Origin of the sequence: Citrobacter europaeus, from assembly GCF_037482245.1 — a bacterium.
GTDB lineage: Bacteria > Pseudomonadota > Gammaproteobacteria > Enterobacterales > Enterobacteriaceae > Citrobacter > Citrobacter europaeus.
Genome location: NZ_CP148084.1, coordinates 2724068 through 2747477, shown reverse-complemented (window position 1 = coordinate 2747477; position 23410 = coordinate 2724068). Strand labels below are relative to the sequence as shown.

Annotated in this window: 24 protein-coding genes; 13 read left to right on the top strand and 11 right to left on the bottom strand. The window is 51.3% G+C overall.

Features of this window, described 5'->3' with window-relative positions; all coding sequences use genetic code 11:
• Positions 1-50 precede the first annotated feature (50 nt).
• From WHR59_RS12925 to tyrR, 3 genes are all read left to right on the top strand, one after another.
• A complete protein-coding gene (locus WHR59_RS12925) occupies positions 51-1448 on the top strand; it encodes a YcjX family protein (RefSeq protein ID WP_338843114.1) in 1398 nt (465 codons plus the stop codon).
• On the top strand, positions 1445-2506 hold the full coding sequence (locus WHR59_RS12920) for a YcjF family protein (RefSeq protein WP_087050502.1): 1062 nt from the start codon (positions 1445-1447) through the stop codon (positions 2504-2506). The genes WHR59_RS12925 and WHR59_RS12920 overlap by 4 nt, the downstream gene beginning before the upstream one ends.
• Before the next feature lie 146 nt (positions 2507-2652).
• Positions 2653-4197 carry a transcriptional regulator TyrR gene (gene tyrR / locus WHR59_RS12915; protein WP_043016187.1) on the top strand — a complete coding sequence of 515 codons (1545 nt, stop codon included), beginning with the start codon at positions 2653-2655 and terminating at the stop codon, positions 4195-4197.
• A 53-nt stretch (positions 4198-4250) separates the two neighbouring features.
• Here tyrR and tpx read toward each other — a convergent pair whose 3' ends face one another.
• On the bottom strand, positions 4251-4757 hold the full coding sequence (gene tpx, locus WHR59_RS12910; protein ID WP_003020437.1) for a thiol peroxidase: 507 nt from the start codon (positions 4755-4757) through the stop codon (positions 4251-4253).
• 115 nt (positions 4758-4872) lie between these two features.
• Between tpx and ycjG the strand changes: the two genes are divergently transcribed.
• On the top strand, positions 4873-5838 hold the full coding sequence (gene ycjG / locus WHR59_RS12905; protein ID WP_200000629.1) for an L-Ala-D/L-Glu epimerase: 966 nt from the start codon (positions 4873-4875) through the stop codon (positions 5836-5838).
• Here ycjG and mpaA read toward each other — a convergent pair.
• Positions 5813-6541 (bottom strand): murein tripeptide amidase MpaA, encoded by a 729-nt coding sequence (mpaA, locus tag WHR59_RS12900; RefSeq protein ID WP_043016189.1) that lies wholly within the window; start codon positions 6539-6541, stop codon positions 5813-5815. The two genes, ycjG and mpaA, sit on opposite strands and share 26 nt — an antisense overlap.
• A 184-nt stretch (positions 6542-6725) precedes the next feature.
• Between mpaA and mppA the strand changes: the two genes are divergently transcribed.
• Positions 6726-8339, top strand: a complete 1614-nt coding sequence (gene mppA / locus WHR59_RS12895) for a murein tripeptide ABC transporter substrate-binding protein MppA (protein WP_043016190.1) — start codon at positions 6726-6728, stop codon at positions 8337-8339.
• Positions 8340-8903: 564 nt separating this feature from the next.
• Positions 8904-9476, top strand: a complete 573-nt coding sequence (locus WHR59_RS12890) for a GNAT family N-acetyltransferase (protein WP_199994746.1) — start codon at positions 8904-8906, stop codon at positions 9474-9476.
• A 52-nt stretch (positions 9477-9528) separates the two neighbouring features.
• Here WHR59_RS12890 and WHR59_RS12885 read toward each other — a convergent pair whose 3' ends face one another.
• Complete coding sequence (locus WHR59_RS12885) at positions 9529-9906, bottom strand: hypothetical protein (RefSeq protein ID WP_338843112.1); 378 nt, start codon at positions 9904-9906, stop codon at positions 9529-9531.
• Between the two features lie 53 nt (positions 9907-9959).
• Positions 9960-10541: a nuclear transport factor 2 family protein gene (locus WHR59_RS12880; protein ID WP_199994744.1), complete on the bottom strand. Its 582-nt coding sequence runs from the start codon at positions 10539-10541 to the stop codon at positions 9960-9962.
• A gap of 111 nt (positions 10542-10652) precedes the next feature.
• Here WHR59_RS12880 and WHR59_RS12875 point away from each other — a divergent pair, with 111 nt between their 5' ends.
• On the top strand, positions 10653-11558 hold the full coding sequence (locus WHR59_RS12875; protein WP_338843110.1) for a LysR substrate-binding domain-containing protein: 906 nt from the start codon (positions 10653-10655) through the stop codon (positions 11556-11558).
• Positions 11559-11581: 23 nt separating this feature from the next.
• Positions 11582-11851 carry a Rho-binding antiterminator gene (locus WHR59_RS12870; RefSeq protein ID WP_075146233.1) on the top strand — a complete coding sequence of 90 codons (270 nt, stop codon included), beginning with the start codon at positions 11582-11584 and terminating at the stop codon, positions 11849-11851.
• 37 nt (positions 11852-11888) lie between these two features.
• On the opposite strand, the gene WHR59_RS12865 is transcribed toward WHR59_RS12870, so the two are convergent.
• Positions 11889-12659, bottom strand: a complete 771-nt coding sequence (locus WHR59_RS12865) for a DeoR/GlpR family DNA-binding transcription regulator (RefSeq protein ID WP_043016192.1) — start codon at positions 12657-12659, stop codon at positions 11889-11891.
• A gap of 119 nt (positions 12660-12778) precedes the next feature.
• On the opposite strand from WHR59_RS12865, the gene WHR59_RS12860 reads away from it, so the two are divergent.
• The 3 genes from WHR59_RS12860 (at position 12779) to WHR59_RS12850 (ending at position 14877) form a co-directional block, all read left to right on the top strand.
• Positions 12779-13162, top strand: coding sequence for a VOC family protein (locus WHR59_RS12860; protein WP_043016193.1), 384 nt, complete (start codon positions 12779-12781; stop codon positions 13160-13162).
• A gap of 211 nt (positions 13163-13373) precedes the next feature.
• Positions 13374-13781 (top strand): cupin domain-containing protein, encoded by a 408-nt coding sequence (locus WHR59_RS12855; protein ID WP_172626132.1) that lies wholly within the window; start codon positions 13374-13376, stop codon positions 13779-13781.
• A gap of 43 nt (positions 13782-13824) precedes the next feature.
• Positions 13825-14877, top strand: coding sequence for an NAD(P)-dependent alcohol dehydrogenase (locus WHR59_RS12850; RefSeq protein ID WP_100194339.1), 1053 nt, complete (start codon positions 13825-13827; stop codon positions 14875-14877).
• A gap of 39 nt (positions 14878-14916) precedes the next feature.
• On the opposite strand, the gene WHR59_RS12845 is transcribed toward WHR59_RS12850, so the two are convergent.
• Positions 14917-15948, bottom strand: a complete 1032-nt coding sequence (locus tag WHR59_RS12845; protein WP_043016196.1) for a mechanosensitive ion channel family protein — start codon at positions 15946-15948, stop codon at positions 14917-14919.
• 244 nt (positions 15949-16192) lie between these two features.
• Here WHR59_RS12845 and WHR59_RS12840 point away from each other — a divergent pair, with 244 nt between their 5' ends.
• Positions 16193-16453 (top strand): DUF2534 family protein, encoded by a 261-nt coding sequence (locus WHR59_RS12840; protein WP_003020403.1) that lies wholly within the window; start codon positions 16193-16195, stop codon positions 16451-16453.
• 48 nt (positions 16454-16501) lie between these two features.
• Here the strand turns inward: WHR59_RS12840 and uspE are convergent, their stop codons facing one another.
• The 3 genes from uspE to ogt form a co-directional block, all read right to left on the bottom strand.
• Positions 16502-17452: a universal stress protein UspE gene (gene uspE, locus WHR59_RS12835; RefSeq protein ID WP_100194340.1), complete on the bottom strand. Its 951-nt coding sequence runs from the start codon at positions 17450-17452 to the stop codon at positions 16502-16504.
• 151 nt (positions 17453-17603) lie between these two features.
• Positions 17604-18356 (bottom strand): fumarate/nitrate reduction transcriptional regulator Fnr, encoded by a 753-nt coding sequence (gene fnr / locus WHR59_RS12830; RefSeq protein WP_003020397.1) that lies wholly within the window; start codon positions 18354-18356, stop codon positions 17604-17606.
• 194 nt (positions 18357-18550) lie between these two features.
• Complete coding sequence (gene ogt / locus WHR59_RS12825) at positions 18551-19066, bottom strand: methylated-DNA--[protein]-cysteine S-methyltransferase (RefSeq protein ID WP_043016198.1); 516 nt, start codon at positions 19064-19066, stop codon at positions 18551-18553.
• A 213-nt stretch (positions 19067-19279) separates the two neighbouring features.
• Here ogt and smrA point away from each other — a divergent pair, with 213 nt between their 5' ends.
• Entirely contained in the window at positions 19280-19843 is a 564-nt protein-coding gene (gene smrA / locus WHR59_RS12820; protein ID WP_043016199.1) for a DNA endonuclease SmrA, read from the top strand.
• Positions 19844-19856: 13 nt separating this feature from the next.
• Here the strand turns inward: smrA and WHR59_RS12815 are convergent, their stop codons facing one another.
• A complete protein-coding gene (locus WHR59_RS12815) occupies positions 19857-21089 on the bottom strand; it encodes a GGDEF domain-containing protein (protein ID WP_047411008.1) in 1233 nt (410 codons plus the stop codon).
• Positions 21090-21156: 67 nt separating this feature from the next.
• Positions 21157-23271, bottom strand: coding sequence for a putative bifunctional diguanylate cyclase/phosphodiesterase (locus WHR59_RS12810; protein ID WP_080625236.1), 2115 nt, complete (start codon positions 23269-23271; stop codon positions 21157-21159).
• Positions 23272-23410 lie beyond the last annotated feature (139 nt).

Below are 23410 nucleotides of genomic sequence, written 5' to 3'. Positions count from 1 at the left end.
CTTCCTGTTTGTTATAATTTCTTCGGTTCCTTCAGCAAAACGGGATGGCGATGAAGCGACTTAAAAATGAACTCAATTCGCTGGTTAATCGCGGCGTAGACCGGCATTTGCGCCTGGCTGTCACCGGACTTAGCCGCAGCGGTAAGACGGCGTTTATCACCGCGATGGTAAACCAGTTACTCAATATTCATGCCGGTGCGCGTCTGCCGTTGCTCAGTTGCGTGCGCGAAGAGCGTTTGCTCGGCGTTAAACGGGTTCCACAACGCGATTTTGGCATTCCGCGCTTTACCTATGATGAGGGACTGGCGCAGTTGTATGGCTCACCGCCGACCTGGCCGACGCCTACGCGCGGTGTGAGTGAAATACGCCTCGCGCTGCGCTACAAATCCAATGACTCTTTATTGCGCCATTTTAAAGACACCTCCACGCTGTACCTGGAGATCGTCGATTATCCGGGAGAGTGGCTGCTCGATTTACCGATGCTGGCCCAGGATTATCTGAGCTGGTCGCGGCAAATGACCGGGTTATTGCAAGGGCAGCGGGGCGAATGGTCGGCAAGATGGCGTCAGTTATGCAAGGGGCTGGATCCGCTGGCGCCTGCTGATGAAAACCGTCTGGCGGAAATCGCTGCCGCCTGGACGGAGTATCTGCATCAGTGCAAGCAGCAGGGGCTGCATTTTATTCAGCCGGGCCGTTTTGTCCTGCCCGGGGATATGGCGGGCGCGCCTGCGTTACAGTTCTTCCCGTGGCCGGACGTTGATGCTTATGGTGAATCGAAGCTGGCCCAGGCAGACAAACACACCAACGCGGGCATGCTGCGCGACAGGTTTAACTATTACTGTGAAAAAGTCGTCAAGGGATTTTATAAGAATCACTTCCTGCGCTTTGACCGCCAGATTGTGCTGGTCGACTGCCTGCAACCGCTCAACAGCGGGCCACAGGCGTTTAACGACATGCGTCTGGCGCTCACCCAACTGATGCAGAGCTTTCATTACGGACAGCGCACGCTGTTTCGTCGGCTGTTTTCTCCAGTGATCGACAAGCTGCTGTTTGCCGCTACCAAAGCCGATCACGTCACGGTGGATCAGCACGCCAATATGGTGTCGTTATTGCAGCAGCTGATCCAGGACGCCTGGCAAAACGCCGCGTTCGAAGGTATCAGCATGGATTGTCTGGGACTGGCATCGGTACAGGCAACCACCAGCGGTTTGATCGATGTGAAGGGCGAGAAGATCCCGGCGCTGCGTGGTAATCGACTGAGCGATGGCGAACCGCTAACCGTTTATCCGGGGGAAGTACCCGCGCGTTTACCCGGACAGGCATTCTGGGACAGCCAGGGCTTCCAGTTTGAGGCGTTTCGCCCGCAGGTTATGGATGTCGATAAACCCTTACCGCATATTCGTCTTGATGCCGCGCTGGAGTTTTTAATAGGAGATAAATTGCGATGAGCGAGCCGTTAAAACCGCGTATCGATTTCTCAGGTCCGCTGGAGGTGGAGCAAAACGCGGCGTTTAAAGCGCAGCAGATGTTCAATGAGACGGAGGCACAGACTTTTTCTCCGGCGAAAGTGGATGAACCACTGGAAGACGAAGGTCAGGCTGAGGCCGTCATTGATGCGGCCTTACGCCCTAAGCGCAGTCTGTGGCGTAAGATGGTGATGGGGGGCCTGGCGCTGTTTGGCGTGAGCGTCGTCGCGCAGGGCGTGCAGTGGACCATGAACGCCTGGCAGACTCAGGACTGGGTCGCGCTGGGAGGATGTGCCGCTGGCGCATTGATTATTGGTGCCGGTGTTGGATCGGTTGCGACCGAGTGGCGTCGGTTATGGCGCTTGCGCCAGCGCGCGCACGAGCGTGACGAAGCACGAGATCTGCTCCACAGCCATGGAACCGGAAAAGGTCGTGCATTTTGTGAAAAGCTGGCGCAGCAGGCGGGTATCGATCAGTCCCATCCGGCGCTACAGCGCTGGTATGCCTCAATTCATGAAACGCAGAACGATCGCGAAGTGGTCAGCCTGTATGCCCATCTTGTGCAGCCAGTGCTGGATGCGCAGGCCCGACGTGAGATTAGCCGTTCAGCGGCAGAGTCCACACTGATGATTGCCGTCAGCCCGCTGGCACTGGTGGATATGGCGTTTATCGCCTGGCGCAATCTGCGGCTGATCAATCGTATTGCATCGCTTTATGGCATTGAACTTGGTTATTACAGCCGCCTGCGCTTGTTCCGACTGGTGCTGCTGAATATCGCTTTTGCCGGGGCCAGTGAGCTGGTGCGGGAAGTGGGAATGGACTGGATGTCGCAGGATTTAGCCGCCCGCTTGTCAACGCGTGCCGCACAGGGCATTGGCGCGGGGTTATTAACGGCGCGACTGGGCATTAAAGCCATGGAACTGTGCCGACCGCTGCCGTGGATCGATGACGATAAGCCACGACTGGGCGATTTTCGCCGTCAATTGATTGGTCAGGTGAAAGAGACCTTACAAAAGAACAAATCTCCACGCGAAAGTTAACTAAAATTGGGCGCCAGTTGTTTAAGTTTACGCCCCGGCGCCCAATTTTCCAACGAGCTGTCAATATTTGTTGACAGAGTTCTTCCTGCAAACGAAATACTGTCTTATCATTTAACACATAATCCCTTGTCCAGGTGAAGGTTCCTATGCGTTTGGAAGTCTTTTGTGAAGACCGACTTGGTCTGACCCGCGAATTGCTCGATTTATTGGTACTCAGAAGCATTGATTTACGCGGTATCGAGATTGACCCCATCGGGCGAATTTACCTCAATTTTGCGGAACTGGAGTTCACTAACTTCAGCAGCCTGATGGCTGAAATCCGCCGTATCTCAGGGGTTACGGATGTGCGTACCGTGCCCTGGATGCCCTCCGAGCGTGAACATCTTGCGCTGAGCGCGCTGCTTGAGGCATTGCCAGAACCGGTCCTTTCTCTGGACATGAAAAGCAAAATCGAGATGGCGAACCCTGCGAGTTGTCAGCTTTTCGCGCACACTCAGGATCGGATGCGCAATCATACCGCCGCCCAGTTAATCAACGGGTTTAACTTCCAGCGCTGGCTCGAAAGCAATCCACAGGATTCTCATAGCGAGCATGTCGTTATTAACGGCCAGAACTTCCTGATGGAAATTACGCCTGTCCATTTGCAGGGTGAAAATCAGGAGCAGATGCTGACCGGTGCAGTTGTCATGCTACGTTCCACCCTGCGGATGGGACGTCAGCTGCAAAATATGACGACCCAGGATCTGAGCGCGTTTAGCCAGATTATTGCCGTCAGCGCCAAAATGAAACACGTGGTGGAACAGGCGCGAAAGCTGGCGACGCTGAGCGCGCCGCTGCTGATTACCGGTAATACCGGCACCGGCAAAGATCTCTTTGCTCATGCATGCCACCTGGCCAGTCCGCGTGCGTCGAAACCGTATCTGGCGCTCAACTGCGCGTCAATTCCTGAAGATGCGGTCGAAAGTGAACTGTTTGGCCATGCACCGGAAGGCAAAAAAGGCTTCTTTGAGCAGGCGAATGGCGGTTCGGTTCTGTTAGATGAAATTGGCGAAATGTCGCCGCGAATGCAGACCAAATTGCTGCGTTTTCTCAATGACGGCACGTTCCGTCGGGTGGGAGAAGATCACGAGGTTAACGTTGATGTCCGCGTGATTTGCGCGACGCAAAAGAATCTTGTTGAGCTGGTACAAAAAGGACTTTTCCGTGAAGACCTCTATTATCGTCTGAATGTACTGACGTTAAACCTGCCGCCGCTGCGCGATTGCCCGCAGGATATTATGCCGCTTACCGAACTGTTTGTGGCGCGCTTCGCCGATGAGCAGGGCGTGCCACGTCCGAAGCTGTCCGCTGACCTCAGCACGGTGTTAACCCGTTACGGCTGGCCGGGTAACGTGCGTCAGCTTAAAAATGCCATCTACCGGGCACTGACCCAGCTTGAAGGTTATGAGCTGCGGCCGCAGGATATCTTACTGCCAGATTACGATGCGGCAACGGTTGCGGTCGGAGAAGAGGTGATGGAAGGGTCGTTGGATGAAATTACCAGCCGCTTTGAACGATCAGTGCTGACGCAGCTTTATATGAATTATCCCAGTACGCGCAAACTGGCCAAGCGCCTCGGCGTTTCGCATACCGCGATTGCCAACAAATTGCGAGAGTATGGTTTGAGCCAACAGAAAAAAAGCGAAGAGTAATGCCGTAAATTAAAATGCCTCCATTCGGAGGCATTTTTGTATGCAGACGCAGCTTACGCTTTCAGTACGTCCAGCGCCGCTGTGTAGTCTGGTTCGTTGGTGATTTCATTGACCAGTTGGCTGAAAACAACGTTGTCATTTTCATCGATAACGACCACGGCACGTGCGGCCAGGCCTTTCAGCGGGCCTTCAGCGATTTCAACACCGTAGTTTTTCAGGAATTCTGCGTTGCGCAGGGTGGACAGCGTTATAACGTTGCTCAGACCTTCCGCGCCGCAAAAACGAGAGTGGGCGAATGGCAGGTCGGCCGAAATGCACAGTACGACGGTATTGTCGATTTCTGTCGCCAGTTGGTTAAACTTACGTACCGATGCCGCGCAAACGCCGGTATCGATGCTTGGGAAAATATTCAGCACTTTGCGCTTGCCTGCGAACTGGCCCAGCGTAACGTCAGACAGGTCTTTAGCCACAAGGGTAAAAGCCTGAGCTTTGCTTCCAGCCTGAGGAATAGAGCCGGCAACGGCTACCGGGTTGCCCTGGAAATGAACGGTTTGTGACATGGTTATCTTCCTGTTTACATATAGTTAACGTCAGGGCTAGTTTATGCCATCAGTAGTTAACACGGCAAACGCTATTTGCGGATATCCGCTTCAGGTACTGCATTAAGGAAAACAGATGAGAACAGTTAAGGTGTATGAGGAAGCCTGGCCGCTGCACACTCCCTTTGTTATCGCCCGTGGGAGCAGAACCGAAGCGCACGTGGTTGTCGTCGAATTGACAGAAAATGGCGTCACAGGCGTTGGAGAGTGCACACCGTACCCGCGCTACGGTGAAAGCGATGCTTCTGTGCTGGCGCAAATTATGAGCATTGCGCCACAACTGGAAAACGGACTGACCCGTGAAGAGCTGCAAAAGCTGCTGCCAGCGGGGGCTGCGCGTAATGCCGTGGACTGCGCGTTGTGGGATCTGAGTGCGCGCCAACAGCAGCAGCCGTTGGCGGAATTGGTGGGAAGTGAACTGGCGGAAGTGGTAACGACGGCGCAAACCGTGGTGATTGGCTCGCCGGAACAAATGGCGGCGAGCGCGGCTGCGTTGTGGGAAAATGGCGCGAAACTATTAAAGGTTAAACTGGATGCGCGATTAATCAGCGAACGGATGGTCGCTATCCGTGCCGCGGTCCCTGATGCCACGATTATTGTCGACGCCAATGAATCCTGGCGGGCAGAAGGCCTGGCGGCACGCTGTCAGCTCCTGGCTGATTTAGGTGTGGCGATGCTGGAGCAGCCGCTGCCGGCGCAGGACGATGCCGCGCTGGAGAATTTTGTGCATCCGCTGCCGATCTGCGCGGATGAAAGCTGTCATACCCGCAGCAGCCTGAAAGCGCTGCACGGGCGCTATGAAATGGTGAATATCAAACTGGATAAAACAGGCGGCCTGACGGAAGCGCTGGCGCTGGCAAACGAAGCTCGCGAGCAGGGATTTGCGCTCATGCTGGGCTGTATGCTGTGCACCTCCCGGGCGATCGGCGCGGCGTTACCCCTTACGCCGCAGGTTAGCTTTGCCGATCTTGATGGTCCTACCTGGCTTGCCAGCGACGCGGAGCCGGCACTGCATTTTACGACCGGACACCTTCATCTCTAGGGTGCCAGCGCAGGAGATTGGACATGGCCAGCAGGTATTTCTCGCTCGCTTCATCTGATGAAATGGGGGGGAATTCGGCGGTTATGCAGTGTAAGTTCAGATCTGCGCACCAGCTTCCAAAAGAGCCGGGCGTTTCATAACCTACGCTGGTAACGAGGGGCAATTCAAACGACTGCGCCAGCCACGCGCCTAATTCGCTGCGCCTGGGATCTTCAATACAGGCCAGCGGATCGTGAAAAGAGACTACCCACGCCGGATGAATTCGGTGAATAAGTTGGCATAGCGCCTGGGTTTCCGGTTCTGAGCCCGGACTTTCGCCGGTCAGCAACACCACATCGCGTTCTTCTGCGCTGCTGTTCCAGCGATACACCGTTTCGCCCGCTTTCCAGTTTGCGGCGGGAAAGTTACGGTTTAGATCCACGCCGTTGGCATTTGCGCGTAGTCCGAGCTGGCAACCGTCAGGGTTAACGGCCAGCACCACATGGTGACGACGCAAGGAAGGGTTAAGCGTACGCAATGCGCAGGAGAGAGTGACGACCGATGCGTTTTCGTCGCCGTGCGTTCCTGCCAGTATCAGGCCGCTTTCACGATCGGCTGCCAATGCGGGAAACCAGATTAACGGCGCGCCTAACAATGAACGTCCGTAATGTTCGGTCCCAGGTGGAAATGCGCCGCGCTCGGCACGGGGGCGGGTAACGGTCATAGTCATCTCTGAATGCATGGGTTATTACTCGCAGTGTTGTGCAAAATGTATGGATAATCAAATCGTTTTCACACACTTATCTTTTCAGGTGTAATATCACTTTCTTGTCGGAAGTTAATTGCATTTCCTGCTGGCGATACAAATAATTACACATTCACTTAGTAGCCGGAATTGAGGGTATTTTATGCAGCATTCTGTTTCAGTAACCTGTTGTGCGCTGTTGGTAAGCAGCATTTCATTATCCTGGGCTGCTGATGTTCCCAGCGGAACGGTACTGGCAGAAAAGCAAGAACTGGTGCGTCATATCAAAGACGAACCTGCGTCGCTGGATCCGGCAAAGGCCGTCGGGCTTCCTGAAATTCAGGTTATTCGTGATTTATTTGAAGGGCTGGTCAACCAGAATGAGAAGGGCGAGATTGTGCCCGGCGTCGCCACCCAATGGAAAAGCAACGATAACCGTATCTGGACCTTTACGCTGCGTGACAATGCGCAATGGGCCGATGGTACGCCGGTAACGGCCCAGGATTTTGTCTATAGCTGGCAGCGTCTGGTTGATCCGAAAACGCTGTCGCCGTTTGCCTGGTTTGCTGCGCTGGCGGGAATTAGCAACGCGCAGGCGATCATCGATGGGAAAGCCTCTCCGGATAAGCTCGGCGTTAGCGCGGTTGATGCGCGTACATTAAAAGTCCAACTGGATAAACCGCTGCCCTGGTTTGCCAATCTGACGGCGAGTTTCGCGTTTTATCCGGTACAAAAAGCTAACGTTGAGAGCGGTAAAGAGTGGACCAAACCGGGCAACCTGATCGGTAACGGCGCCTATGTGCTCAAAGATCGCGTCGTCAACGAAAAACTGGAAGTTGTGCCGAATACGCATTATTGGGACAACGCCAAAACGGTGCTGCAAAAAGTGACCTTCCTGCCAATTAACCAGGAATCGGCAGCAACCAAGCGCTACCTTGCTGGTGATATCGATATTACCGAGTCCTTCCCGAAAAACATGTATCAGAAATTGTTGAAGGATATCCCGGGCCAGGTTTACACCCCGCCGCAGCTTGGTACTTACTATTATGCCTTCAATACCCAGAAGGGACCGACGGCAGATTCACGCGTGCGTCTGGCGCTTAGCATGACTATCGATCGTCGTCTGATGGCGGAGAAAGTTCTGGGAACCGGTGAAAAGCCCGCATGGCATTTTACGCCGGATGTCACGGCAGGATTTGTGCCGGAACCTTCACCGTTTGAGCAAATGAGTCAGGAAGAACTGAATGCGCAGGCGAAAACGCTGCTGCGTGCGGCGGGCTATGGTCCACAGAAACCGCTTAAACTGACGCTGCTGTACAACACCTCTGAAAACCATCAGAAGATCGCTATTGCTGTCGCGTCGATGTGGAAGAAAAATCTCGGCGTTGACGTAAAACTGCAAAACCAGGAGTGGAAAACCTACATCGATAGCCGTAATACCGGTAATTTTGATGTGATCCGCGCTTCCTGGGTAGGTGATTACAATGAGCCATCTACATTCCTGTCGCTATTAACCTCGACCCATACGGGTAATATCTCCCGCTTTAATAATCCTGCTTACGACAAAGTGTTGACCCAGGCTACTCTGGAGAATACGCAGAAAGCGCGCAATGTCGATTATAATGCCGCGGAGAAAATTCTGATGGAACAGGCACCTATTGCGCCGATTTATCAGTATACCAACGGGCGTTTAATTAAACCGTGGTTGAAAGGATATCCGATTACTAACCCTGAAGATGTCGCATACAGTCGCACAATGTATATTGTGAAGCACTAATCGGTACTGGCCTCCTGTTAACGCAAGGTAACCACGGATAAACCCAGAGCTGGCGCGGCTTACCGCGCCAGTCTCTCTTTCTGACCATCACACGCCACTTTTCTGATGGTATTGCTGACGTATACCAGGCTAAAGCGTGGGAAAAACTGAGGGAGGCCAAAAACTCATCGGCACTGGTATTTCTCCAGCGATTAAAAAGCAGCAGACACTGCAGGAGATAAGAAAGGTGCTAAGTTTCAGGGAATATGAGAAGCACTGGCGTAAAACCTGGAATGTTGCTGAAAGCACCAGAGCCCTCAGATTATCCATTATGGATAAAGAAGTGCCGCCTTACTTTGGTAGGCGAGGGGACTGTACACTAATTTGTATAATTGCCTGATTTTGAAAGATTCAACCCAGCATCAAATGAAGGTATATTCATAAACGAAAAACAGTTAAGGGCACTGGCTAATGAACTGGCTAAAAATTTCAAAGCATCTGACGAGTTCAGCCAGTTTAAGCGCCTCTCAAAAAAATTAACGTATAAGCAGTTCTCGACGCTGAAAATGACTCATCAACTGAATTATGAATATACAGCCTAAAAGCGGGACGAACTCACGCAATGGCGACTCCGCCAAAATCGTCACCGAGCGATTCATTTTGCGTCCTCAGACCATCACGGATTTCGCGGTATGGTATCCCATGTATGCCGATCCTGAGATATTCCATCTCACAAACTCTCCCGGCTTTACGCCAGAAGAGGGGTGGAATCGTTTATTACGAAATATTGGGCACTGGTCGGCGTTTGGCTATGGCATATTTGCCATTTTTCAAAAGTCTGATGGTGCATTTGTTGGGGAAACAGGGCTGGCTAATTTTCATCGCGGTGTCGATGAAAGCTTTGATCAGTGTCCGGAGGCTTCCTGGGTTATTTCCCGTCATGCGCAGGGCAATGGCATAGCGAAGGAGGCCGCTGAAGCCGCACATCGCTGGTTTGTGGAGGCCTTTGCGCCGGCCAAAACGGTTTGCCTTATTGTGCGGCATAATACGGCGTCAATTCGCGTTGCGGAACGTCTGGGCTATCGGATTTATGAGGAGTGCGTCTACAAAGGCGTCGAGTGCTTTAAGCTCGTACGCCCGGTGCATGAGCAGCTTTAAGATTGATTTTTTTTTGTAATTATATCGTTTCAGATGTAAATCGACAGGCTGCTTATTCGTTGTGGCGTGCGTTTTTCTGCATGGTCTCATCCATGATGGCGTTAACCTCTTTCATCACGGTACCTGCATCGTTGACGCCTTTTGCTTCCTGTTCTTTGACCCACTTCGCCTGCGCATCCCGGTAGCGGGTGGTGGTTTGCCATTGCGCAACTTCTTGCGGTTTCAGGATGCGCACCGTGGCGCCGACGTTACGCAAATCGTCTATCTGGGTGTTAAAGCTTTGGTCCATCACCGCACCCAGGGACTGATACGCAGTTTGCGCTGCGCGCAGGATCGCCGCCTGGTCTTCCGGGGATAGCTTGCCCCAGGCTTTTCCGTTTATCGCCAGAATATAGAGATGTCCCAGCCACAGTTTTTTGGAAATCAGCACGTTGGGCGCGTACTGATACGCTTTCAGATCGTAACCGCTGTCGATGTTTAGTTTCAGGCCGCCAGCCAGCGCTGACCCGCTTCCTTCATTTGCTTCTCAAGGTCGCTACCGCGGGTTGCGAAGACGCGGTTAACCGGGAAGCCGCTTTTATCCAGCAGATAAGCCAGCGCGGCGTATTCGCGCGGATACTTTGCTACCGTCTCTTGATCGATATCGACCACGCCGAGCGGGAAAGTGAAGCCACCCATGTCGTAAATGCTCTGACGGTGGAACAGTTTCCAGACGCCGTTGCGTTTTTCCGCCATGTCGTAAAAGCGGTTGTGGGTGTTGCAGCCGACATTCAGCTTCACGTTTTCAGCGATGATCATCGCGTTCGTTTCGACAATCGCTTTGGTTCCGTCGGTATTGAAGGTGACGACAGGCGTGCCGATCAGATGTTTGGTACGCGCGTCTGATGCGCCCATGCGCATTGAGCCGTCGACAAAGTCGCTGGCCAAACCTTCAAACCAGGTGATCTCAATGGTGCCATCCGAGTGGAACAGATCGCGGAGTTGCTCCCACTCGCCGAGATCGCGGTGGATCCATCCCGTAATCAGGTCGGTAATTTGTTGACGATCGTCGTGATAAGTATGCATAGCGTGTCAGCTCATGATTAAAGAGGAACTTCAGTTTGATCGCGATTAAAGATAAAATCCAGTATATCAAACTGACCAATTATTCAGTTTAAATGAATGATGAGGGTGTGTATGGAGCTGCGTCACCTGCGCTATTTTCTCGCCGTCGCGGAGGAGGGCCATTTTGGTCGCGCCGCCGAGCGGTTAAATATTGTACCGCCTGCACTCAGTATGCAGATCAAGGCGCTGGAAGAGGAACTTGGCGGTCCACTGTTTATGCGCACCAGCCGGAAAGTGGTACTGACTGAAGCCGGGCGACTGTTGCAGGTGGAGGCACAACGTACGCTGGATCAGGCGGATAACGCCCGACTGGTGGTGCAGCGCTCGATACGCGGCGAAAGCGGTCGGGTGCGCGTCGGTTTTGCCGGAAATGCCGTTTTCAGCGGTAAATTGACAAAAGATATGCGGGCGTTTCGCAAAGCCTACCCGGATGTTGAACTGGTAGCGCGTGAAGTGGCGCCGTTGTTGCAGGCGGACGCTATCCTCTCCGGTCAGCTCGATATTGGTTATACGCCGGAACACAGTCTCCTCCACGCCCCGGGACTGTTATCTGAGACGGTCGGTGTCTGGAAGCGTCTGGTGGCTATCTCCGATGATCATCCGCTGGCCGAACGGCCTTATCTGACGGTGGATATGCTGGCGGATGAGCCGATCATTTTTTACGATAGCCACAGCGCGGATGAACCGCTTTATACTGCGCTCACCCGAATACTGGGCCGCGCGCCCCAGACCGCGCATCGTACCTCCAGCACCCTGAGCGTCCTCACCCTAGCGGCAGCAGGTCAAGGGTTGGCGCTGGTGCCGGAGCCGCTACTGAATATTTCTATTCCGGGCCTGGTGTATCTTCCGCTGGATGCCCCGGAACTGTCGGCCAATCTGATGCTGATCAGCCGAAAGATCGAGAATAGCGGCGCTGTGCAGGCTTTTCGGGCCATCGCACGCCAAAATGCGCATTCTGCTCACTTCTCCTCTCAATAACTGCCTGTGACGAAGGTGGGGTTATGAAAGCAATGGAAAAGTATCATCCGATAGATTGCGATCTTCATGATTATCTGGAAATCGCCTGTATGTACCACTATTTGTTGCGCATTGAGTTAACGGATAGCACATGTTTTGATGCCAAAGCGCTGACAACCTGTACCACCGCCGATAAAGAAGAATTTCTGCTGGTGGAGCTGCATGAAAATGAGCAAAAAATTCGTCTGGATTGTCTGTCATCAATCACCGCGCTGACGCCAGGGGCGTCGTTCAGCACAGTGAGATTTCGATGAGCCATACGGCCATATTGAAAGGGACGTAGCGCCGCCGCTACACGGTATAAATCCGGATGTCGTGCGCCTGGAAAGCCGTGGCATACTCTTTGCTGATATTTTCCTCGACGACAATTACATCAATATTGCTGCTTTCAGTGACGACATAACGGGCAACTGCCGGGATTTTCTCCGCCGTCAGCGCGACGATAGTTTCATTACACTGCTTGATCACCGCTTTTTTGAACTCACAATCCGCGTAATCAAATCCCGTTAATCCGGACTCGGGCGACATCGCGCAGCCGCCAATAAATCCCTGATCGAATAAAATACCCTGCACCTGTGAGATGGCCGGGGCGCCCACACACCCTCCCGAAGATCGCTGTACCGCGCCGCCCAGCATAATGACCTCAAACAACGGCTTTTTTAGCAAAGCGGCAGCAATCTCCGGTGAGTTTGTCACTACGGTTAACGCCAGCTCGGCGGGCAGGGCTTCTGCCATCGCCAGGTTGGTACTGCCGGTGTCAATAAAAATGCAGCTTCCCGATTTGACCAACCGGGCACATCTCTGCGCGATGTTGCTCTTTTTCGCCACATTAATATTCTTGCGCACGGTGATGTCTTCGGACTCAGGGAGTGCAATGACCGCGCCGCCATAGACCTTTTTGCACACGCCATCTTTACTCAGTTCATGCAGATCACGGCGGATTGTATGTTCAGAAACACCTAACCTGCTGGCAAGTTCGGAACAGATGACTCTGCCGTTTTCCTGCAGGATCTGATAGATAAGCGCCTGGCGTTGTTCCGGGAACGCTGCGTAATCGAGCATAAACACTCCAGAGAAAATAAAAATCGAGCAACAACAAGCATGATCGTGCATTATGGTTCGCGATGTCAACATCCCTGTGGGGAACCTATTTTTTTGGTTACAGCAAGTAGAGGTCAGCTATGAAGGTTGCGCATATCGCGTTATGGACATTGGATCTCGAGCAGCAAGCTCAGTTCTGGGTTACGTTTTTTGACGCAAGGATCAACGAAAAATACTGCAGTAAAACCAATCCTGGATTTGAATCCTATTTTGTCAGAATGGGTGAAGATATCGCGATTGAGTTAATGACTAAGCCCGGGCTGACAAAACATACTCCGGACAATAACACCTCAGGGTGGGTGCATCTCGCCATTTCCGTTGGCGGTAGCGAAAATGTTGATGCTATGGCGATGCGTGCAAAAGAACAGGGTGTATTAGTTTCTGGCCCACGCACCACAGGTGATGGCTATTACGAAGCGGTGATACGCGATCCGGACGGTAACCTGATTGAAATTGTGGCGTAGAGCTTAACGCAAGCGCCAGGAGATAAATCGTACGCTTATTATTAATGAGTATGATTCATAAGTTTGTCCTTCTTTCCACCTCTAATCACCAGCCTGTCGAGTCTCTATAATTTTTATAGTTTTCAGCATCCGGTGGCGCATGCCGCCACCGTTTTGGAGAGTCGAAATGCAAAATCAACTGAATACCGTATCCAGCGTTGATGCGGAGATTATGAATCACCAATTTGATGGCAACAGCGTCTTTCCGCGAGGGGAGAAAAATGAAGCGTATGCGAAGTATTTCACTGGCGACAGCTATCTGACCATGCTCTCCAAGGAAGGTGTGGTAATTGGCAACGTAGCATTTGAGCCGGGTTGCCGTAACTTCTGGCATATCCATCATCAAGGGGGACAAATATTGCTGGTGACTGGTGGAAGAGGCTGGTATCAGGCATGGAATCAACCGGCGCGTGAGCTGAAAACCGGTGACGTCGTACACATCCCGGCAGGCATGAAACATTGGCACGGCGCCGCGCGTGACAGCTGGTTTGCCCATATCGCGGTTGAAATCCCGGCGCCTGGCGCATCGAATGAGTGGCTGGAACCGGTGAGCGACGCTGAGTACAACCTGTTGCCCTGAACTATGCTGGTTCTGGTAATACCCAATCCCTGAGGAAATCTACATGGTCATGAACGTGAAGGGTTATGCCGCGCTGGCGGCGAAAGAAGATTTAGTCCCACACAGTTTTGTTCGTCGCGATCCGCGTGAAGATGATGTGGTTATCGACATCTTATACAGCGGTGTTTGCCACTCGGATATCCATAACGCCTACAACGATTGGGGTGGCGCTAAATATCCGATGGTACCAGGCCATGAAATCATTGGCCGCGTGATACATGTTGGTAAGTCGGTAACGAAATTTAAAGTGGGCGATCTCGCCGGGGTCGGCTGTATGGTCGATTCATGTCAACATTGTAGCGCCTGTGAACAGGGATTAGAGCAGTATTGCGAAGAAGGCAACACGCTGACGTATAACGATACCGATCGTCACGACGGTTTACCCACTTTCGGCGGTTATTCTGACAAGATTGTCGTGACTGAAAAGTTTGTTGTGAAGGTTCCTGAAGGGATCGATTTACGCGGTGCCGCACCGCTGCTATGTGCCGGGATCACCACCTGGTCGCCGCTGCGTCACTGGCAGGTTGGGGAGGGGAGTAAAGTCGCGGTTGTCGGGCTGGGAGGCCTTGGGCATATGGCGATCAAACTGGCTAATGCGCTGGGTGCTGAAGTCACGCTGTTTACGCGCTCGCCGGGTAAAGAAGCCGATGCCCGGCGTCTGGGGGCCCGCCATGTTGTACTTTCGACTGACAGCGAGCAGATGAAAGCCTCAGCGAATCAGTTTGATCTGATTATTGATACTGTCCCGTATGTACATGACCTGAATCCGTATATTCCAACGCTGGCGCTAAGCGGTACGCTGGTGCTGGTGGGTTATCTGGGGGCATTGGATCCCTTCGTGAACTCGGTACCGTTAATCCTCGGACGACGGTCTGTAGCGGGATCGGTTATCGGCGGTATTGCTGAAACCCAGGAGATGCTGGATTTCTGCGGCCAGCACGGTATTACAGCCGATGTTGAAGTGATCAATATTCAAGATATTAACCATGCCTGGCAACGGATGTTGAAAAGCGATGTCAAATACCGCTTTGTAATTGATATTGCTTCATTGAAATAAATACAAATAAAGACGCGGATTTCCGCGTCTTTTCTTTTGTTAGTGTGTCGAGGACGATGCTTCAGGATTATCCATATACAGTGTCTGGCTGGGGAAAGCAAAGTCGGCGCCGTTTGACTGGACAATCGAAATAATTTTCAAATAAACGTCTTGCTGTACCGCGAGCCATTCCTTCCAGACGGTGGTTTTCGTGAAGCAATACACCATGATATTCAGCGATGAATCGGCAAATTCATTGAAATAAACCAGCAGGGTTTGTTTCTGGTCTATTCCCGGATGATTTTGCAGCATTTGTCTGACCGATTCGACAACAGCAGCGACTTTATCGGCATCTTCATATCGTAACCCGATCACCGTTTTGATGCGGCGGTTCGTCATCCTGCCTGGATTTTCTACGCTGATGGAGGAGAAAATCGAGTTTGGGACATACAACGGACGATGATCGAAGGTGTTTATTTTGGTCATTCGCCAGCCGATTTCCGTAACCGTGCCTTCAATATTGCGGTCTGGAGAACGGATCCAGTCGCCGATGCTAAACGGTCTGTCAAAATAGAGCATAATTCCTGAGAAAAAGTTGCTCAGAATGTCTTTGCCCGCCATACCGACAGCGATACCGCCGATGCCGCCAAAGGTTAACAGGCCGGATAAGCTCATGCCGAAATGCTCGCCATACAGCAAAATGATGGCAACGATGATGGTGATCTTGATAATTCGCGACAGGATCCTCGCGCTGGTGATATCTCTGCCTTTATTGATCTGCGTCTTTTCAAACTGATTAATCACCAGAAAAAGTTTGATAGTCAGGATTAGCGCAATCAACGAGGTGCAGATAAAGTCGACCACGCTGGGGGAAATAAATTTCAGGCTGTAGCTTTCGATAACGTTATTAGCAATACTGCCAAACGTCCCGATGATAATGGCATAGACAAAAAATTGCGCTGCGTGAAATATGAATCCTTTACAGCGCCGCTCTCCACGATGATACCAGACGCTCATCAGGACCAGCGCTGCGCAGCTGCTGAGAATTACCGTCAAATTAAACGCATTATTTATAAACAGTTCAGCGATCATGATTCTTCCAGGTAGCTCCGTGGTAGTTAAATATCATCTGACATCCTCATCATCGAATATTTTACTCAGTTCAGGCGGTCAGATCATTAATCATCAGGAGAGATATATAATGCAATTAGCGCTATTTTCCGGGAAATAGCGCAGGCATCACCTTTGTGAGCAGTTTATGTAGCAGACAGTCAGTTGATGTCATGGTATTGTTAGCGCAAAGTAACAAGGTTTTCATCTGCAAAAGGACAGTACTATGATCATGGCTAAGCTGAAGACAGCGAAGGGACGGAAGTTTCTGTTGTGCTTGCTTGGGGTGTTTATTATCGCAGCGTCGGTCGTGACGCGAGCGACGATCGGTGGCGTTATTGAACAGTATGACATTCCGCTATCCGACTGGACCGCTTCAATGTACGCCATTCAATCTGCGATGATTTGTGTCTACAGTATGGTATTTACGATTCTGTTGGCTATCCCGCTGGGTATCTATTTCCTCGGCGGCGAGGAACAGCACTAAACGTTTGTTATGCCGGATGAGGTCGCCATCCGGCATTGAGTTGAGCGGTTAATCGTCTTCTTCGTCGTCCAGTTCAACGGGCGTCTGATATTCATCCGGCTTGATGACCAGCAGGTCGCAGCGTAGATGATCGATAACCTGTTCCGCGGTGTTACCGAGAAACGCGGCAGAAATCCCGGTACGACCAACGGTCCCCAGTACCACAATACCCGCCTGCAAGTGCTCGGCTAAATCGGGAATGACCTCTTCAGGCAATCCTTTTTCAACGTGCGTCACTTTCTCATCGATACTGAATTTCTGGCGTAACGCCTTCATGGCCAGCAGATGCTGTCCACGGATCGCATCGTTATAAACGCTGGGGTCAAATTCAGGCAGTTCAATTGCGATGTTGATTGGCGTAACAGGATAGGCGCCAACTAAATGCACTTCAGTATGGTTAACCTGTTCTGCCAGTTGGAGCGTTTCTTTGACCAGTTTTTCATTAAGCGCATTGTGATAAGGCTCTTCACTGGCGAGGTTAACCGCAACCAGCGCTTTGCCACCTTCAGGCCACGGCTGGTCTTTGACCATCCATACCGGACTTGGGCATTTCCGCAATAAATGCCAGTCGGTGGGGGTGAAAATTACGGCTTCGAGGCGGTCGTGTTGGTGCGCCATCTTGAGGACCAGGTCATGCTGAGCGCTAATGACTTCCTGGATGATGGCTTCAAAGGGACGGTTGTGCCATACCACTTTAATTTCAAGGGGGATCCCTGCTTCGATATAGTATTTCGCTTGTTCACGGATCCATGCTGTTCGCTGACTGATGACCCCCTGACGCATTGCCGTACGCTCATCGGGCGACAGCAGGGTAGTCATCTCGTAGGAAAAGTCATAGATCGGCAAAAAGGCTTTAATTTTGCCACCAATCCGTTGATGCAAATAAACAGCTCGCCGTAATGCTGGTTGATCGTCCTGGTTCGGGTCGATGACGACCAGCATATTTTTATACATAGCCATACAGGGTCTCCTTACAACTGTCACTGCAGTTTGTAATTAAAAGAGTAACCCAATAATGTGGATTGAAACAGGGGATAACCTCCTGCCAGATCAATAAATCGGGAAAATTTAGCGATTTGACAGAAGGATAACAGAGATGCTTGCGGAAAGATTACGCAACGTTACGCGTGTGGCCAGCAAGAACTGCCAACGCGTCGCTATTCTCAATAGTGATGTATTTACCTTTCACTGCCAGCATACCGCTTTTCTGGAAACGACCCAGCAGGCGGCTGATGGTTTCGACCGTCAGACCGAGGTAGTTACCGATGTCGCCACGGGTCATGGTCAGGCGGAATTCACGAGGCGAGAATCCACGCTGGGCAAAGCGACGAGACAAATTGTAGATAAAGGCCGCCAGGCGCTCTTCTGCATTTTTCTTCGACAACAGCAGGATCATGTCCTGGTCGCCTTTGATTTCGCCACTCATCAGACGCATCATCTGCTGACGCAGATTTGGCATTTTGCCGGACAGGTCATCAAGGGTTTCGAAAGGAATTTCGCATACCATTGAGGTTTCCAGCGCCTGGGCAAAGCTCGGGTGATGTCCGCTGCCAATCGCGTCAAAACCGACCAGATCGCCCGCCAGATGGAAGCCAGTAATCTGCTCATCGCCTTGTTCGGTAATGGTATAGCTTTTAATCGTTCCGGAGCGGATAGCATAGAGTGATTTAAGCTCATCACCTGCTTTAAAGAGCGTCTGCCCCTTTTGGATAGGCTTTTTGCGCTCGATGATGTTATCGAGCTGGTCAAGCTCATGCTCGTTAAGTGTGAACGGGATGCAAAGCTGGCTGATGCTGCAATCCTGGCAATGGATAGCACAACCGCCAGACTGAATGCGCCGTATAATTCGCTTTTCCGGGATCATAGGTCTGCTCAAGCCGTAATTGATATTTGTCAATTTTAACATCTTTTTGGTGAGCACGTAAGCCTGAGCTACTCCCAATAGAGAATAATTCAGGCATAACTGGAGTGAATGTTTGTATCTGCTTGATTAACCACACTTAATTTGGGGTCGCATTATGCGGAAGTGTGATGAATAAGGCATTAATTGCCTGGAATCTAGAGTAGCAAATAACCTTCGTGGCGCAATAACCACTCTTTTCGTTGTACGCCACCGGCATATCCGGTCATGGTGCCGTTACGTCCGATGACACGATGACAGGGGACCACAATGCTTACTGGATTGGAGCCATTAGCTGCACCGACGGCTCTTGCAGCGCCGGGGCGTCCCAACTGTTCGGCCAACTGACCATAGTGCATGACCTGCCCACAGGGGATAGTGCGTAATGCTTGCCAGACTTCACGCTGGAAAGGCGTGCCAGCGGTTGCCGTTTCCAGCGTGTCAATAATGCTGAGGTTCCCGGCAAAATACTCCGAAAGCTTATCGCTTAATCCGCCGGGGTTTTTGTTTGCAATGCGCTGATAACCTTGCGCGCGGTAATGAATATCCAGCAATTGTTCCATACGATCGCGGTGCTGATCCCATTCCACCGCGCGCAGGCGAAATTGCTCATCACAAATAACCCACAGCGGGCCCAGCGGCGTGTCGATGGTGTCTTCCAGTAAGTTAAGCATCCATATATCTCATTACAGCGTTCAGGCGAGGTTACACATTATCACGCCAGTGACCGTCGCAGCTATACCCCTAAAAACGGAGATCGGCATGTCGTGAGTAGGTCTTCTCAGCGGAGTGAAGCGAATGAATTACTGGAAATAATCGTAAACCGTTGTCGGTATAATAGTGCGCGGTTATGATAACGTTCGTCGTAATTCGCTGGAGGATGAAACATGAACCTTGATGATGCTTCGCTGTTTCTTGATGCTATGGGGGATGTTCAACCGCTGAAGGGCTGCGCCGATGTACACTGGCAGCCAACGCGCAATATCCGCACTCCAGCGCGTATAGATATGTTGCAACTGGATAACTTTCTCTCGACGGGGTTTCTCGATATTGTCCCGTTGAGCGAACCGCTGGAGTTTCGTCGCGAAGGTTTGCAGCACGGCGTGACTGACAAACTGCGAAGCGGAAAATACCCGCAGCAGGCGAGCCTTAATCTCATCCGTCAGCCTGTAGAAACATGCCGTCAGATGTTATTCAGTTTTATACTGCAGGCGCAGCAAGATGGGTTACGTAACGTGCTGGTGATACACGGCAAGGGGCGTGATGATAACTCCCATGCCAATATTGTGCGCAGCTATGTGGCGCGTTGGCTGACGGAATTTGATGACGTACAGGCCTACTGCACCGCTTTGCCGCATCACGGCGGCAGCGGGGCATGTTATGTCGCATTACGTAAAACCGCGCAGGCAAAACAGGAAAACTGGGAGCGTCACGCTAAACGCAGTCGCTGAGCAACCTGGTTCATCAGGCGGCCAGCACTCTGTTCCTGCCTTCGTTCTTGGCTTTGTACAACGCGTCGTCCACGCGTTTGAATAATTCATCAATACTTTCGTTTGTTTCGTGCCGCGCAACGCCAATACTGACGGTAAAGCGGGGAAGACCAGGGAGCGTCACCCTGGCGACCGTTGCGCGGATCACCTCTGCAAGATTGAGTGCGGCCTCCAGCGAGGTTCGCGGCAGAAGCAGCACAAATTCTTCACCACCCCAGCGAAAAATAAGATCGTCTTTTCGCGCACACGATTCCAGAGTGCGTGCCAGAGCGCAAAGCACCTCATCGCCTTTTAAATGACCGAAGAGATCGTTAATGCTTTTAAAACGATCGGTGTCGATCAATAACAGGCTGTAGTCCTGCGTCAATGAGATCGCATGCGTCGGCTCGGGCTCTGTTACCTGATAAAAATGTCGGCGGTTCAGTAATCCCGTTAAGGCGTCACGCAGTGCTGCTCGCTCAAGCTCCTGCTCCAGTCGTTTTTGTTCGGTAATGTCATGAATGATGCACAACATGAGTTTATTACCGTAGATTTCAATCGGTCCGGCGTAGGTTTGTACATGACGCGAGCTGCCGTCTGCCAGTTTATGAACAAAATGCAAAGGTTTATGGCCGCCGGGCAGGTGGGCGATTTCATGCATTACCGGCAGTATGTGGCGCCCCAGCATGTTGATTTCCCAGGTATGTTTCTGACACATCACGTCATGGCTGTATCCATAAAAATTGAGGGCACTGAGGTTCGCATCAACGATTAGGCCATCGCGGGACGGATCGATAAGTAACATTGGCGCGGAGTTGGTCTGGAAAAAACGCGCATAAAATCCCTGCTTTTTTCGTTGATAAGTTGCTGAACGGCTCGCTTTCAAACCCTGCGCTGCAGGCGTCTCAATGCCTTCAAAAAGGATGACGTCACCCACATCCGGCAACGTCCTGATCGACAGGCGACAGGCCATTGCGATTTTTTCGCCGTCGCGATAAACCGTGAGAATTTCTACAATGCCGTGATGATTTCTCAAGTCACTGAGATACATAGTTAAATCATTTTGCGCATGTGTTGAAAATAGGCCGTTACGCAGTGGGGAAAAACAGAGATCCTGCATTAGCTCCCGTGCAGCGTTATTAGCGAAGACCAGCTCTTCGGTATGCGGCGAAACAATCCACACCGGAAAGGTTAATAAATCCAGTGAATTCAGCTCGGTTGTGCTCATCGATAATCCCGTTATCTTTATCTGCTGTGCTGCCCATTTAATGGCGAATATTTTAGATATCGCAGTCTCACAAGGTTATTGATTGTCGGTGAGACAAGGGTTGTACGACTGGCTTTTGTTTGATGCTGTTTTCTGGTTGTAGCAGTTCATGAATCTTATGCGCTGGCAGCGGTTTTGCAAACAGGAATCCTTGCAGCATGCTACACCCCATTTGGGTAAGAAGTATTTCCTGCTCCTGGGTTTCTATTCCTTCAGCTACTACGCGCATATTCATGGAGTGAGCTATATCAATAATGGTAGACACAATTTTTGTATTTTTGCTGTTCTCGCTAATATCTTTGACAAATATCCTGTCGATTTTTAATTCCCGCGCCGGGAGAGACTTCAACATCAATATATTTGAATAACCAGTGCCGAAATCATCAATAGAAACGGTGATCCCCAAAGCAGAAAAAGCATTCAGTATTTCAATACTGCGTTTTAAATTTTTTAGCGCAGTGCTTTCAGTGAGTTCCAGCGTAAGGCTGGCCGGTGAAAGTTGATATTGCGCAAGGGCATTACACACAACATCAATAATATCATGCTGTTCAAACTGGGCGGGAGAGAGGTTAACGGCAAGCGTCCATTCTGTATTTCCTTGTAATTTCCAGTGATGCAACTGCATGCACGCCTGCTGGATAACCCATTTGCCGACGGGAATAATCAGGCCCGTTTCTTCCAATGCAGGAAGAAATTCAGCTGGGAGCAGCATGCCGCGATCCGGATGATGCCAGCGTAATAGCGCTTCAAAGCCGGTCAGAGAATGATCTCCGGCAGTATATTTAGGCTGATACCATAGCTCAAACTGGTCGCGTTCAAGCGCTTGTGACAGTTCCTGAAGAAATGTCGGCGGCGTATCCGCGATAGCTTCCATCTCGGGACTATAAATAGCCCAGCCGTTTCTGCCCGCCTGTTTGACATGATACATCGCCATATCGGCCTTCACTTTTAGCTCATGCAGTGTTGAACCATGTTCTGGATAAATACTGCTCCCCGCACTTAACGAAACCCGAATGGTATGTCCGAACAAGGTAAAAGGGTCGCCGATCGCATCGGCAATCCGCGCCAGCAGGGCAGAGATAGCCTGCTGATTGCAGTCCGGAACCAGCAGGATAAATTCATCTCCTCCCAGTCTTGCCAACGTCATTGAGTCATCAAGGCAACTATAGATTCTTTGTGTACTGGCAATCAGCAACTGATCGCCGATGTGATGTCCCCAGGTATCGTTAACGACTTTGAAGCGATCGAGGTCGATGAACACCAACGCGAAATGCTGTTGATGCAGTTTGGAATGCCGCAGGCAGGCCTGTAAGCAGGTGTCTATATGCGTTCGATTGGCAAGTCCGGTCAGCGCGTCGAAGTGGACCTGGTGTTCAAGCTGGCAATTCAACTGATGCAGATTGTCGGCCAGTCGGGAGGTGCGCAGTTGCGAATCCACCATCGAAACCACCAGCATGATCCCCAAAATAATCAGCGTGACAGCGCAGACCCAGACAGAGAGTTCGAGGGTACTGAGCCCATCGTGTGCAGTATGTCCAAAATGGGTGAAGGATGCCGCTCCCATACCGGTGTAATGCATCGAGGCTATTGCCAGCGCCATAATAAGGGCGGCAATAAGCCGGTTAATCAGCGCGCGACGGGTGTTTTGGCGTAAATGGAAAGCCAGCCATAAGCCGACGCCAGACGCAACGATGGCAATGATCACCGAGAGCAAAATCAGTGAGCGATCCCATGCGATAGCCACATGTTCGATTATGGCGTACATGCCGACGTAGTGCATCGTGACAACGCCAGCGCTCAATATACCAGTGGCAATGACCAGCCGTTTTGTTGATAGCGTATGACCTGAAATAGCGATATTGATAGCGAGAGTCGCGGATATGAGCGCAATAAAGAACGAAAAAGCCGTGAGTGCTAAGTGGTAATTGATCGGCATACTCATTTTCATGGCCAGCATACCGATAAAATGCATCGACCAGATCCCCATGCCCAGCGTAGCGCCGCCAGAGAGTCGCCAGAAGGTAGATTCACGTCTGCTGGAGATTGCTACTTTACCCGCACTGTCGAGGGCTATAAAGGAGGCAATAAACGCGACAACAAAGGAAATCCCAATCAATACTGGGTCCCACGACACGTGCAACATCTTGCTACCTATCGAAAAAAAGCCGTGATGGTAAATCTAGCAGGTTTTGTCCAGTTAACCTGATAAAATCAGGTATGTTCTTGTGTTTTTACAATGAGTATTAGAAGTAAGGGCCAGATATTGAAAATAACAGGCCATT